The sequence below is a fragment of the Clostridium bornimense genome (genome assembly GCF_018917145.1).
Classification (GTDB): domain Bacteria; phylum Bacillota; class Clostridia; order Clostridiales; family Clostridiaceae; genus Clostridium_AN; species Clostridium_AN bornimense_A.
Genome location: NZ_JAHLOD010000032.1, coordinates 21,956 through 36,336 on the forward strand (window position 1 = coordinate 21,956; position 14,381 = coordinate 36,336).

Sequence of the window (14,381 nt, forward strand, 5' to 3'; positions counted from 1 at the left end):
AAGGTATCGCTAACAACTTTTCATTTGTTAATGCGACACCTCCTTATTTATAAGATATACAAAAATATTAGTATAACCTTTATATATTATTAAGCATCTTATTAATTGTCGATATTCTCTTGTTTAATAGTGGATGTACAGCATTTGGTGCTATTTCATTTAGTGGTGTTATCACAAATGATCTTTCTTCCATTCTTGGATGAGGTAACGTTACAAACTCATCATCACTTATTAAGTTATCATATAAAAGAATATCTAGATCTATTGTTCTTGGACCATCTTTTATAACTCTTTTTCTTTTTAATACCTCTTCTATTCTAAGAAGTTCCCTCATTAGCTCTTTTGGAGAAAAAATAGTCTCAATCTCAATAGCTCCATTTAGAAATTTATCTTGATCTAAATATCCAACTGGATCTGTTTCAATTAATGTTGACACCTTTTTTATTTTTACTTCTTCATTTTTATCTAAAATCTCTATGGCATCTTTTATATTTTTTTCTTTATCTCCCATATTTGAGCCTACTGCTAGAAATACCTTATGCCATCTCTTTTCCATCTCTACTGCTACATAATCAAGGCTTCTCTTAATTGGAGCCCAAGGTTTCTTTAAAGTTACCTTCACAGATGATACATCATAATTTACAAGAATAAATTTACATAATTCATATGTAGCCTTTTCTAGAAGATCATAACTTTTCTTTGCAAATTCTTCTGCTATAACATCACTTAATAATCCATAATGTACGGTTTTATTAAGCTCATCATATCTTCCTGCATCATTTAAATCTAACCCTAACTCAACATCTATTACAAATTTTTGTCCTAAATTCTTTTCTTCCTTAAAAACTCCATGGTTTGCAAAAACCTCTAAACCTTTTATATATATTTTATCCATTTATATTTCTCCCTAATATTGCCTTAGTCATATCTATAGCTCTTTTATTTTCCTTTACGTCATGAACTCTAATTATAGACATATTCTTCATAACACCAATAACACTAGTTGCTATAGTTCCTTCTACACGTTCATTAACTGGTAAATTTAATGTTAATCCTATCATAGATTTTCTTGATGTTCCAAGTAAAACTGGATATCCTAATTCATTAAACTTTTCTAAGTTATTCATAACATCTAAATTATCTTCTAATGTCTTAGCAAATCCTACACCTGGATCTAAAATAATTTTTTCATCTTTAACACCAGCCTTTTTAGCGATATTTATAGATTCTTTTAAATCATCCATCATATCATCTAATAGCGAATTATATTCTTTATTATTTCTATTGTGCATAAGACATACTGCTACATCATACTTAGCTGCTACTTTAGCCATATCAGGATCTTTTTTAAATCCCCATACATCATTAATTAAAGATGCACCAGCCTTTACAGCTTCCTCTGCAACTTTACTTTTATACGTATCAATAGATATTGGAACATTTATTTCCTTAGATAATGCACGAATTACTGGAACTACTCTATTTAATTCTTCTTCTACTGAAACATATTCTGCCCCTGGTCTTGTAGATTCTCCACCAATATCTATTATGTCAGCTCCATCCTCTACCATCTTTTTTGCAGCTTCTATGGCACTGTACACATTATTAAATTTTCCACCATCAGAAAATGAATCCGGTGTTACATTTAATATTCCCATAACATATGTATTGTTTTTTAAGTCAAATTCCTTATTCCCAATTAACATTTATATCAACTCCTAATACTTAATATTATTGTTTTTAATTTCATCATCCCACTTACATTCTAAATAGGCATCACAATTATAACAGCACCTACTTAACTTATCTGCTCTGTATAATAGTTCAGATAATGTCATTTCTTTTTCTTTTGATTTTATATTTTTATATCCTCTATGATCTTTAATAGCCTCATATATAATTTCTATTTCATTATCTTCAAAAAAGCACTGTTTTAAAATTATTTTTGCTTTCTCTGCAGAAGCGATATCATGAGATATACCTAAAGTATACTCGTCTACTCTACCGATATCATGCAATAGAGCCGTTGCATATATAATTTCCTTGTCCACATTATACCCTTCTTCTAAAGAAATTATATATGCTATTCTTGCTGTATCTATATAATGATTGAAATCATGATTACAAAACTTACGTTCTTTTTCAAGATTTTCTATAGCTAATTGACTTTTTTTGTATAACTCATTAGAAATAATTTTAGTAACTCTCTCCATATACTAGTAGCCCCTTTACATATCAATAGAAATATTTCTTGATTTATCTATTGTAAAACTATATTCATCTATACTTTTAACTGGCATAACTGATAACACAGAATTTGTGATAAACACTTCATCATATTGTCCTATTTCATCATACCTAATATCTACTTCTTTAACTTTATATTTTTCTAATATCTTCTGACGGATTATTCCGTTTAATAATCCATTTTCTATTCTAGGGGTATATATTTCATTATCTTTTATAAAGAATATATTAGTTGTTGCACCTTCAGAAATATAGCCTTTTGTATTTAAAAATATAGGCTCATCATATCCTTTTGATTTTGCAGCTTGTTTTTCTAAAATATTGTCACCATAATTAAAAGACTTTATGTAAGTTAGCTTAGAAGTCTCATTTCTTAGAACATCTGAAACACATAACTTAAATCCTCTTATATAGTCTTCCTTTGTATATTTATTATCTCTAAAAGAAAGTATTGTATTATCTTTTGAAGCCATTATCTTTAAAATTCCATTTTCTATTTTTCTATCATTGATATATAATAATACATCACTTTTAGCAATTTCATTTTTTATGCCTAATATCTCTAAAGAATCTTTTAACCTTTTTAAATGCTCTTCTATAAAAATTGCTTTTGAATCTTTAATAAGAATTGTTTCGAAAGCTCCTATTCCAAACATATATCCCTCATCTAATTTCATAATACCCTAATTTCCTCCTACTATTTCATTGCTTCTAAAAGAGCTTTTGCTTTTTGTATAGTTTCTTCAAACTCGAAATCTCTATCAGATTCATAAGTTATACCGCCACCTACACCTATGTATCCGTAATTTTCTTTAAATAATATTGTCCTTATTATAATACTTAAATCGCAACTATTATCAAAGCCAATATAACCCATAACTCCAGTATAAATTCCTCTTCTTAAGTTCTCCAACTCTTCTATTATTTCCATTGCCCTAATTTTAGGTGCACCAGTAATTGATCCTCCTGGGAAAGTAGCTTTTATAAGATCTATAACAGTTTTATTTTCTTTAATCTCACCAGTAACTTTTGTTACTAAATGAAATACTGTTGCATATTCTTCAATAGAGAACAAATCTTCTACTTTAATACTATTTTCCTTACATACCTTACTTAGATCATTTCTTTCTAAGTCTATTATCATTAATAATTCACTTTTATCTTTCTCTGAGTTTCTTAATTCTTCTCTAAGAACATTATCTTCTTCTTTATTTTCTCCTCTTTTTCTTGTACCTTTTATCGGTATTGTTTCAATATGACCATCTTTCATTTTTAAAAATCTCTCTGGAGACGATGATACTATCTTAAAATCATTATAATCTATATATCCTCCAAAAGGCGATGGATTAATCTTTCTAAGCTTACTAAACACATCTATTGGCTTCTTATTTGTTTTAACTTTAAGCCTTTGTGTTAAGTTGCATATGTAAATATCGCCTTCTTCAATATAGTTTATTACTTTATCTATAGTTTTTAGATATTTCTCTTTATTAAAATTAGATTCTACTTCTATAGAATATTCTTTCTTATCTTCTTCTACATGATAACTATTATAAATTATTTCTTCTATCTTCAAAATAGATCTATCACAGTCTTCTAATTTACCAACAGCAGTTACATAAATAGCTTTTTCCTTATTATCTATTATAATAAAGTTATCATAAAAATTTAATATGCACTTAGGTATATTTAAATCATCAATAGCGGTAGATGGTAAAACTTCTAGTTTTCTTCCAAAGTCATAAGAAAAATATCCTATTGCCCCTGATATTATTGGCAAATCTGTATTGTTTTTCTCGTAATTATCTATAATTAATTTATTTAAATATGAAAATGGGTCTTCATTTATTATTTCTCCGTTAACTTTTAAACTATCATCTATTTCAACTTTCAAATAACTATTAAGCCCTATAATAGAATATCTTCCCCTACTATCTTTAAGAGAAGAATCTAAAAAAGCTATATCTTTATATTTATGAAATTTCATAAATACATCAAATTCATTAACATACTTTTTAAGTTTTTTCACCTTAGTCATAGTTTTGCCACCATTCCTTACATAAACCTATATAATTCTTTAAAATATCATGTCCATATTCAGTAAGGACAGCTTCTGGATGAAACTGCACACCATACAAAGGATATTCTTTATGGGAAATCCCCATAATAACACCATCATCACTTTTACAATCAATATTAAACCCTTCTGGTAATATTTCTTCATCCACAATTAACGAATGATATCTAGTAACCTTAAATGGGCTATTTAACCCTATAAATAGTCTTTTCCCATTATGAGTAACTTTTGATACTTTCCCATGGACAGGAGTTTTCCCTTTTACAACATTTCCACCTAAGCCATAGCAAATAGCTTGATGTCCCAAACATATACCTAAAATAGGTATCTTATCTTTAAACTTATAGATTATATCTAAGCTTATCTTCGCATCTTTTGGTTTTTTAGGTCCAGGAGATATTATAATTCCCTCTAAATTCATATTCTTGATTTCATCTATAGTTATTTCATCATTTCTCTTCACTATAATATCTACATCTAATTCTTTAAAATATCTAACAAGGTTGTATACAAATGAATCGTAATTATCTATCATTAAAAACATTTTTCTATCTCCTTTTCATTATAATTATACAAAATTTAATATTATTCTTAAAGTATAAAAGGGTATTTGATAGTAATTGATTTTTAGTGTATCATCATATTAAAGAATATATAGGAGGATACAAATGTATACAAAAGGAGATTTTCACAGTCATTCAACATGTTCAGATGGTACCCTATCACCTGAAGAATTAGTATCATTAGCTAAAGACAGAGGACTTGATATTATGGCACTTACAGACCACGATTCCACTGATGGCGTTGAAAGAGCCATAGCTACTGGAGAAAAACTTGGAATAAAAGTTATCCCTGCTTTTGAACTATCAACAATATATAATGATGAAACTGTTCATGTTTTAGCTTATTTTAAAGATTCATCATATAAAGACCCTAATCTTCAAGATTTTTTAAAGCAGTTAGTAGATTATAGAAAAGAACGTGCAAAAAAAATTGTAGCTAATTTAGAAAAATACTTTAATATATCAATTTCTTATGATGATGTATATAAAAAATCTAAAGGTTCTGTAGCTAGACCTCATATTGCAAGAACTATAATAGATAGCGGATATAATTATAGCTACGACTATATTTTTGATAACTTTTTATGCAAAAAAAGTCCCGCCTATGTTCCTAACTTAAAAATATCAACAGAAGAAGGAATAAAAAGAATTCATGAATCTAATGGTATTGCGGTATTAGCTCATCCTATTCTTATAAAAAAGAATCCTGTTGAAGAATTATTTAACCTTAATTTTGATGGGGTAGAATGTAGATATATTTTAAATACTGATGAAGATACTAGAAGATTTTTAAACTTAGCAAAAAGATTTAATAAATTTACCACAGCTGGATCAGACTTTCATACAAAAGATTCTTCTGATACTAAGCATGGAATTATTGGAACAAAATACTTAGAAGGTGACGAATTAGATATATTTTTAGATGCCTTAAACAAATTAAAATAAAAAGAAGAAGGATTTCCTTCTTCTTTTTATTTTATATAATATGATCCTAAGATTGAAATTTTATTTGTTTTCATAATTTCATCAATAGATTTTTTCACCTTATCGTTATTAGGATAATTTCCTTCGATATCTATATAAAATGAATAACTACCTAGCTTTTTTCTAGTTGGTCTTGAAACTATAGATTTTAAGTTTATTTCATTACTAGAGAATTGACTAAGAATGTTAGATAATTCTCCTGGCTTATCTTCGCCATGAATTACTATTGATGTTCTATATTGTTTACTACTATCATATTCACTATCATTTTTAGCTACTACAATAAATTTTGTTACATTGTTTTCATCATCTGTAACATCATCTATTGTAAAATGAAAATCACATTTATCTTTTAATATATTTGACGGAATAATAGCACCGTCTCCTTGATTTCCTTCTTTAAGTTTTTCGTAGGATTCCATATCACTAGATGTAGTAACTACTTTTGCATCCTTTATAGAATTTAAAAACTTCATACATTGTCCTTGTGTCTTGAATTGACCGTATATAGTTTTTATTTCATCTAACCCCGTAGCATTTCCAGCAAAAGCATAATGAACAGGTACTTTTAACTCTTCAATAATTTTTAAGTTTCCTTCTGAAAATAAATCTAATACCGGTTCAACATATCCATCAAGGGAATTTTCTATTGGTATTATTCCAATTTTATCTTCACTATCTACTGACATAAAAACATCGTTAATACTTGATCTATATTCTATTTCATAATTTTTATTCGAATTATTTATATAAATATTTGTTGCAACATCTGAAAATGTTCCTTTCGGCCCCACTGTTATTATCTTTGTCATAACCATTCCCCCAATAAATTTTTTCTATGCTTCTCTTAAAAATGCTTCATATCCTCTAAAAGTTTCATAAATATCAGCTTTACTTGATACTTCCCATGGTGCATGCATATTTTGTAGTGCTACACCACAATCAATTACTTCCATACCATATTGAGCAAGTATATATGCGATAGTACCACCGCCACCTTGATCTACTTTTCCAAGTTCTGAAGTTTGCCAACTAACATTATTGTTATTCATAATGTTTCTTAGTTCTCCCATAAATTCAGCATTGGCATCATTACATCCACCTTTTCCTCTGCTTCCTGTATATTTTGAAAATACTAATCCTTTTCCAAAATAAGCTGAATTTCTTTTCTCAGACACTGATGGGAAGTTTGGATCAAAGGCAGCTGTTACATCGGCAGATAACATTTTAGAATTATTAAGTGCTCTTCTTAAATGTATCTCATTATATTCACCTTTTAAATTCATTATTTCACATAAAGAATTTTCAAAGAATCTTCCATGCATACCAGTGTTTCCAATAGAACCAACTTCTTCTTTATCTGCAAGAATTAAAGCAACTGTTTTTCTTGGTTTATCTATATTACATATTGCTTCAAAACCTGTGTAAGCACAAATTCTATCATCCTGACCATAAGCTATAACCATAGATCTATCTAAACCTAAATCTCTTGCTTTTCCTGATGGTACAAGTTCTATTTCTGCTGTAACAAAATCTTCTTCGTCTATATCATATTTTTCTTTTATAATTTGAAGAATATTTAATTTAACTCTATTTTTTTCTTCTTTATTCTTTATAGGAATAGAACCAACTAACAAGTTCATAGCTTCTCCATCAATAACTTTAGATGCTGTTTTTGTCATTTGATCTCCACTTAAGTGAATTAAAAGATCAGATACATTAAATACAGGATCATTATCATCTTCACCTACAACTATGTTAACTTTTGATCCATCTTTTTTAATAACAGTACCATGAATAGCTAATGGTATTGCAACCCATTGGTATTTCTTTATTCCACCATAATAATGAGTCTCAAATAAAGCTAAATCACTTTCCTCATATAATGGGTTTTGTTTTAAATCTAATCTTGGTGAATCAATATGTGCCCCTAATATGTTCAAGCCTTTTTCTAAAGGTTCTTCACCTACTATGTAAAATACTACTGATTTATCTTTATTATTATAATAAATTTTGTCCCCACTATTTAATGTAGTATTATTTTTAATTAACTCATCTAAATTTTTAAATCCATTTTCTTCAGCTATTTTTATAAATTCAGCTGCACATTCTCTTTCAGTTTTACATTGTGACATAAATTTTTTATATCTTTCACTAAAAGAAAATACATCTTTTAAATCACTTTCTGAATATTTTTCCCAAGCGTATTCATATTTTTTAACTAAACCTAAATCAATTTTCTCGCTCATCGTTCATCCTCCTTGTTACGTCTACATATATATTTTACATTATTTGTCGCAATTATGCCACCATATACTAAGCATATATTATATTATCAAATATGTAATCATGAGACTCTATTGGTATATCTTTTGTAATCTGCTCCTTATATACAATAACAATTGCAACTGTATCTTTTCCTATATCTTGAAGGAACCTATCATAAAATCCTCCACCATATCCTATCCTATATCCAGTTTCAGTTATTGCTACAGCTGGAGCAATTATTAAATCTAATTGAGTTTTGTCTTTGATAGATTTGCTTATATCTTTAGGTTCTAAAATTCCATAACTACCAGTTTCTAAATCTTCTAAAGATTTAATATTAACAGCAATCATTCCTTCAGCTTTTGAAACAACGTATGGAACAAATACTTCTTTATTATCCCTAAGCGCCGCCTTTATTAATTCAATAGTATCAACTTCATCTTTTAAGGAAACATATATAAACAGTTTTTTTGCTTCTTTATATTTTTGTGAATTCAATATTCTTTTTAAAATAATTTTATCTTTTTCTTCTTTATCTTCTTTTGAAATATTTTTTCTTTTCTCTAAGATATGTTTCCTAATAAGTTTTTTATTTTCTATTGTCACTAATAGACTCCTCAACTCTTCTTTCAATCTTTTCAACAGGAGATTCTTTCATGTTAAATTTATATCTATAATTAGCAGCAGCGGCTTCTATGATTACTGCTATATTTCTTCCTGGTCTTATTGGTATTACTATCTTATCAACATTAATACCTAAAATATCCATTGTCTTGTTTTGAATACCAAGTCTATCATAATCTCTTCCATCTTTCCATTGTTCAATATAAATTACTAAATCAATAGTCTTTTCATTTAATACTGAACTCAATCCATATAATGCAGGTATGTCAATGATACCCATACCTCTAACTTCTAACATTCCTTCTGTTATGTATGGACTGCTTCCATATAGAATTCCATCTATATTTTTTATATCTACAGCATCATCAGTTACTAATCTATGACCTCTCTTAATTAATTCTAGAGCAGCTTCACTTTTTCCTATTCCACTTTCTCCTGTAATTAAGATACCTATACCATAAATGTCAACAAGAACTCCATGTATTCTAGTTTCTGGTGCCATTTCTTTATCAAGATAATTCATCAATTTATTAATGCATCTTGTTGTAGACATTTCTGTTTGTAGTAACCAAGTATTATTATTTCTTGCTTCTTCTAATAACTCCGTATGGCACTTTAAATTTCTAGCAATGATTATACAAGGTACTGAATATTTGAAGAATTTTTTAAGTCTTTTTACTCTCAATTCTTCTCTTAAAGTATCTAAAAAGCTCCATTCTGCATTACCAACAATTTGAATTCTTTCATTGGCAAAGTAATTATAGAACCCTGAAAATTGTAATCCTGGTCTGTTTATATCACTAACTGATATCTCTACATTAGGATCACCTTCCACTAGGACTTCTAAATTCATATCTTCAATAAGTTTATTTATTTTAACGCTCATAAACATATCCCCATTCCTAAATAGTTAACCTTTACAAATAATTATATATTGTTTCCTATATTTTATAAAGTTATTTTATAAAATATACTATTAATAAATAAAAAATCCCAAAATGCCGTTAATCTATTTGTTCACACCCGCACTCTAGCAGGTGGGTTTACCTCAAATTACTTCAGTCAACTTTCTGATACAAAGCTCCACTTCCATAATTATGTTGATAATCCCGGAATTAATCTGTAGGTTGAACAATTATAGATCCATCGAACACTTCAGGATTTATAAACAAATTATATCAAAGAAATATAAAAAATCAATACCTTTATCTATATTAATTAGTGTCAGTTAATTCCAATGAATATTTAATATAACCTTCCTTACTATATTCAGTCTTTGTTAACTTACATATTATGTTGAATTCCTCTTCAATTTCCTCTAAAATTTCTGACAAGTTATCTTCTGCTAACTCCATAAGATAGTTCTCTATTTCTTCATTACTTTCACAAAATGACTTAGAACTTGCAATTTCCACATCATCAAATTCATATATTATATTTATAATATCTCCATCTTCACTTAAAATATCAATATTATTTTCTTCTAAAATTTCACATATACCTTTTTTGTTCATAAGATTTCTCCTTAATAAATATTATCGAAAAAGCTGCTACACTTTTTTGTGCAACAGCTTTTAATACTTTTTACATTTTATCATGATTACTTTTTATTATATCATAACATTGTTTAGCTAATTCATTTAATTGCTCTTTTGAATAGTCGTTTATATATATAGGTTTGTCTATAACAAGCTTAACTTTTGCGCTGTTTAATCCATTTTTCTCTAAGGCATTATATGTTCCTTCAATAGTTAATGGAACTATTGGAACATTTTTAGCTTTAGTTGCTATCTTTAAGCTTCCCTTTTTAAATTCAGCTATTTCTCCGCCTCTACTTCTTGTACCTTCTGGGAAAATAACCATAGAATATCCGTTATTTAATTCTTCTGCTGCTTCATTCATTGTTTTAATAGCTTCTCTTGGATTTTCTCTATTTAAAAATTTACATCTTATTCTTTCCATCCATTTTCCTGCTATAGGCATTGTTTTAAGTTCTTGTTTTGCTATAAACCCTAAAGGTTTTTCAATTGATGCAAGAATAGTCATAATATCAAAATAACTTTGATGATTTGAAACAAAAAAACAATTTCCTTCTGGAAGATTTTCTTTTCCTTCTACTGTAATATCTACTCCTACTATTTTATTAACCTTTTTTGCCCACTTATTTACTTCATTGTAAATATAATCTTCTAGATCCTCACCTTTTTTTAATCTTTTATCAACTTTGATACCTAAAAAATGAACTGATATCATTAAAAATAATAGCTTTACATATTTAATTAATCTCATAACTAAGTCCTTTCTTGCTAAACTTACACTTGATTATACCTTTTTATATATCTTTTTTCAACATGACTAAAGTATATCGTATTTGTCTATAATTACTATTATGAAGAAAATTTATATTTTACTTTTAATTTTTTTACCTTTTCTAATTAGTGATTCAGAAAACCTAAATTCAGAATTACTCGTGACATTCTTTAATGTAGAATCAGCAGACTCAATACTTATAAAAACTCCTGATAGTACAATCCTTATTGATGGAGGTGACGAAGATACAAAAAAATATTTAGTGTATTCATTAAAAAAACGGGGAGTTAACGCCATAGATCACTTAATACTAACCCATCCTCACAAAGATCATTATGGAGGCTTAGATGCCATTATAACTAACTTTAAAGTACATAATTTTTATACTTCAAAAATTGATGTAGATAACGAAGAGTTGTTATCATTATTTAAACTTATTAAAGCTAAAACAACGAATACTTTTTTAGTTAATACTCCTACAAATTTCGATTTTTCAAATTATTTGAACATACAGGTCTTATCACCAAAAAATGATACTTCCAGTAATGATAATAACTTTTCCATAGTATTAAAAATCACTTTTGAAAAATATATATTTTTACTTATGGGTGATGCCGAAGATGAAATAGAAAATCAAATTATTTCTGAGAATATTCATTGCAACTTTTTAAAAGTGGGTCATCATGGCAGCAATACTTCCTCTAGTGCAGAATTTATAAAAAAAGCCTCTCCAGATTTCTCTATTATCTCTGTTGGAAAATATAATAGTTACGGTCATCCTGCAAAATCTACATTAGATACTCTAAATAAATATACAAAAAGACATATATTTAGAACAGATGTTGATGGCACAATAGATGTAATTGTAAAAAATAACAAATGTACAATTAATACTGAAGATTAAAGTTGTTGGTGAATAGTGTATATAAGGAGTTGTCGCATTAAAAAAAATTTCTTAGCGATAACTCCCTTTATACGATATCCTCATATTAATTGTAATAACTTTATATAGAATTTATACTACTTTTCAAGATAAGGATATACCTCCACTGCATATGCTCTTAATACTTCAGCTACACTCCAAGCTTGAGAATAGCACCCTCTACCTGTAGATGGAAAATCACCATCAAAAATTTCTGCTATACCATTAATACATCCATCTCTCATATGATCTTGGAATATACAACACATCTCGTTAGCTCTTTTTATAGCTTCTTTTGAATGATTGTTAACTTTACAATACGCAGTAATAAATCCACCAATTAAGAATCCCCAAGTAGTACCCATATGATATGCGCAATCTCTATCAATTAATTTTCCAATATATTTACCTTTATAACCATCTTCCATATATGAAAGACTTCTTAATCCATATGTATTATATAAATGCTTATAAACAGTTTCTACTACTTTTCTTTCTTTATCTTCATCTAGAATAGAAAATGGCAGTGATACTGCCCATATTTGATTTGGACGTATTTTATCGTCATACTCATCAACAACATCATACAAACATTGTTTTTCTTCATTCCAAAACTTATCGTTAAATGATTTCTTTACTTTTGTAACTAACTTAGAATAAACTTTATATTCTTCACCAAATTCAATTGATAACCTTTCTAATATGTGTAGAGCATTATACCATAAAGCATTAATTTCTACTGGTTTACCATGTCTTGGTGTTACTACTAATTCACCAACTCTTACATCCATCCAAGTAACCTGATCTAGTCCATCTCCTGCAAATATTAAGCCATCACTATCCATACCAATTGAAAAATCAGTTTTAGTTGAATAAGCCTTAAATATTTCTATAAGCTTAGGATATATTTTTTCTCTAACAAAATCATAACTATCAGTATTTTTACAATATTGAAGATATTTATATACAGCTTGAAAATACCATAATGATGCATCTACCGTATTATATTCAGGAGGTGTATTTTCAGCTGGAAATAGATTTGGTATTAATCCATTTTTAACATACATTGCAAAAGACTCTAAAATCTCTTCTGCTTCTTTAAATCTTTTAGGTACTAAAACTAAACCTTCAAAAGCAATCATAGTATCTCTTCCCCAATCAGTAAACCATGGGTATCCAGCTAAAATAGTTTTTAAACCTGTACTATTTCTATTTACTATAAAGTGATCTCCTGCCTTTATAAGATTGTTTATAAAATTATCATCATAACCTGCATTTTTAACAATCTTTTCTGCTCTTTCTTTATATTCCTCTAATATAGTAAATCCATCTTTATCATTAATTTCTTCAATAGTACATTTTATGTAAAACTTCTTCTTTTCAAATGCTTTAATATCTATATTTATTTCATAAGGAGTAAAATGATTATCTAACCCCAATGATCCTGTTCTATTATCAATGATATAATAATTATTTTCTTCAAATAAATAATTTGGTGTAGCCATAGTCGTAGGAATTAAACTTCTATCATAAAATTCTCCTTCAGAAATATAAAAATTTATATTTACCTCTTCATTATTTTTAGGTTTCAATTTTAATATTCTATCTTTTAGTTCTATATCAAATTTTAATTCTGACTTTTCACTAAGCTCCCCAGCTTGTCTACAGTTAAACAATGGTACTATCTTTAACTTAGAATCTTCTATACCATTTTCAATCTCATAACATACAACAACAGTATTATGTCCATACTCCATGGCTATTGTTTTTCTTATGTATGTATCATCTACTCTATAAACGTATTCAGGTACAGTATCAAAAATAAATTTTTCTAAATACTTCTCACCATTTTTTGCACTGTTAACATATTGCTGAGATGCTAAATCTATTTTATTATTTCCTATTTTTATTTCTTCTTGTGTTCTTGTAAAAAGAGCTACTCTATTTACTGGTGGATTTAATGATGCCACAAGATAGCTATGAAATGCTGTAGCTCCTCCACCTATCACTGTATTATTTGAATATCCACCAATACCATTTCCTATCATCCAAGAAAGCTCATTACCTTCTTCAATAGTTCTCCAACTTGATTTCCCTAACTTATATATCTTCTCCATAATTCCCTCACTTTTTTATAAAACTTAATGAAAATGATTACGTAAATTATTATATCATTTATCTACATTATAGACCACCATTTAATGGTATTATGACACAAAGTAGGGCACAAGTAAGGCTAATTTCAGTGCACAGTCAAGGCAGTTCAAAGTGCACAGCATTCCTGTTTTGAGACTTTATAAGAATTGAAAAAAATAACCTCCCTAGGTAAAATGATAATTGCAAAACAAAAATACCAAGGAGGTTATTCAAATGAATAATAACATAG

Annotated in this window: 15 protein-coding genes and 1 other RNA gene; 2 read left to right on the plus strand and 14 right to left on the minus strand. The window is 28.0% G+C overall.

Annotated features, from left to right (window positions below; genetic code table 11):
• Window positions 1–79: 79 nt before the first annotated feature.
• From folK to KQI30_RS11430, 6 genes are read right to left on the minus strand one after another with little or no spacing between them, the layout of a single operon-like run.
• Complete coding sequence (folK, locus tag KQI30_RS11405; protein ID WP_216463447.1) at window positions 80–895, minus strand: 2-amino-4-hydroxy-6-hydroxymethyldihydropteridine diphosphokinase; 816 nt, start codon at window positions 893–895, stop codon at window positions 80–82.
• Complete coding sequence (gene folP / locus KQI30_RS11410) at window positions 888–1,706, minus strand: dihydropteroate synthase (protein WP_216463448.1); 819 nt, start codon at window positions 1,704–1,706, stop codon at window positions 888–890. The genes folK and folP overlap by 8 nt, the downstream gene beginning before the upstream one ends.
• Before the next feature lie 12 nt (window positions 1,707–1,718).
• Entirely contained in the window at window positions 1,719–2,213 is a 495-nt protein-coding gene (locus KQI30_RS11415; protein ID WP_216463449.1) for an HD domain-containing protein, read from the minus strand.
• 15 nt (window positions 2,214–2,228) lie between these two features.
• Window positions 2,229–2,924 carry an aminotransferase class IV gene (locus KQI30_RS11420; RefSeq protein ID WP_216463450.1) on the minus strand — a complete coding sequence of 232 codons (696 nt, stop codon included), beginning with the start codon at window positions 2,922–2,924 and terminating at the stop codon, window positions 2,229–2,231.
• 20 nt (window positions 2,925–2,944) lie between these two features.
• Window positions 2,945–4,285, minus strand: coding sequence for an aminodeoxychorismate synthase component I (gene pabB, locus KQI30_RS11425; protein WP_216463451.1), 1,341 nt, complete (start codon window positions 4,283–4,285; stop codon window positions 2,945–2,947).
• Entirely contained in the window at window positions 4,278–4,868 is a 591-nt protein-coding gene (locus KQI30_RS11430; RefSeq protein ID WP_216463452.1) for an anthranilate synthase component II, read from the minus strand. The genes pabB and KQI30_RS11430 overlap by 8 nt, the downstream gene beginning before the upstream one ends.
• Before the next feature lie 124 nt (window positions 4,869–4,992).
• Between KQI30_RS11430 and KQI30_RS11435 the strand changes: the two genes are divergently transcribed.
• Window positions 4,993–5,832: a PHP domain-containing protein gene (locus tag KQI30_RS11435; protein ID WP_216463453.1), complete on the plus strand. Its 840-nt coding sequence runs from the start codon at window positions 4,993–4,995 to the stop codon at window positions 5,830–5,832.
• A 26-nt stretch (window positions 5,833–5,858) separates the two neighbouring features.
• Here the strand turns inward: KQI30_RS11435 and KQI30_RS11440 are convergent, their stop codons facing one another.
• The 7 genes from KQI30_RS11440 to KQI30_RS11470 form a co-directional block, all read right to left on the minus strand.
• A complete protein-coding gene (locus tag KQI30_RS11440; protein WP_216463454.1) occupies window positions 5,859–6,683 on the minus strand; it encodes a prephenate dehydratase in 825 nt (274 codons plus the stop codon).
• Window positions 6,684–6,707: 24 nt separating this feature from the next.
• Complete coding sequence (locus KQI30_RS11445; protein WP_216463455.1) at window positions 6,708–8,120, minus strand: aminopeptidase; 1,413 nt, start codon at window positions 8,118–8,120, stop codon at window positions 6,708–6,710.
• Between the two features lie 67 nt (window positions 8,121–8,187).
• On the minus strand, window positions 8,188–8,745 hold the full coding sequence (locus KQI30_RS11450; protein WP_216463456.1) for a 5-formyltetrahydrofolate cyclo-ligase: 558 nt from the start codon (window positions 8,743–8,745) through the stop codon (window positions 8,188–8,190).
• A complete protein-coding gene (gene hprK, locus KQI30_RS11455) occupies window positions 8,729–9,649 on the minus strand; it encodes an HPr(Ser) kinase/phosphatase (protein ID WP_216463457.1) in 921 nt (306 codons plus the stop codon). Before hprK ends, KQI30_RS11450 begins: the two co-directional genes overlap by 17 nt.
• Window positions 9,650–9,749: 100 nt before the next feature.
• Window positions 9,750–9,928: non-coding RNA, 6S RNA (gene ssrS / locus KQI30_RS11460), on the minus strand.
• A 49-nt stretch (window positions 9,929–9,977) separates the two neighbouring features.
• Entirely contained in the window at window positions 9,978–10,277 is a 300-nt protein-coding gene (locus KQI30_RS11465; protein WP_216463458.1) for a hypothetical protein, read from the minus strand.
• 70 nt (window positions 10,278–10,347) lie between these two features.
• On the minus strand, window positions 10,348–11,052 hold the full coding sequence (locus KQI30_RS11470; protein WP_253287484.1) for a lysophospholipid acyltransferase family protein: 705 nt from the start codon (window positions 11,050–11,052) through the stop codon (window positions 10,348–10,350).
• A gap of 100 nt (window positions 11,053–11,152) precedes the next feature.
• Here KQI30_RS11470 and KQI30_RS11475 point away from each other — a divergent pair, with 100 nt between their 5' ends.
• Window positions 11,153–11,977, plus strand: coding sequence for a ComEC/Rec2 family competence protein (locus KQI30_RS11475; RefSeq protein ID WP_216463459.1), 825 nt, complete (start codon window positions 11,153–11,155; stop codon window positions 11,975–11,977).
• Window positions 11,978–12,093: 116 nt separating this feature from the next.
• On the opposite strand, the gene KQI30_RS11480 is transcribed toward KQI30_RS11475, so the two are convergent.
• On the minus strand, window positions 12,094–14,112 hold the full coding sequence (locus KQI30_RS11480) for an amylo-alpha-1,6-glucosidase (protein ID WP_216463460.1): 2,019 nt from the start codon (window positions 14,110–14,112) through the stop codon (window positions 12,094–12,096).
• Window positions 14,113–14,381 lie beyond the last annotated feature (269 nt).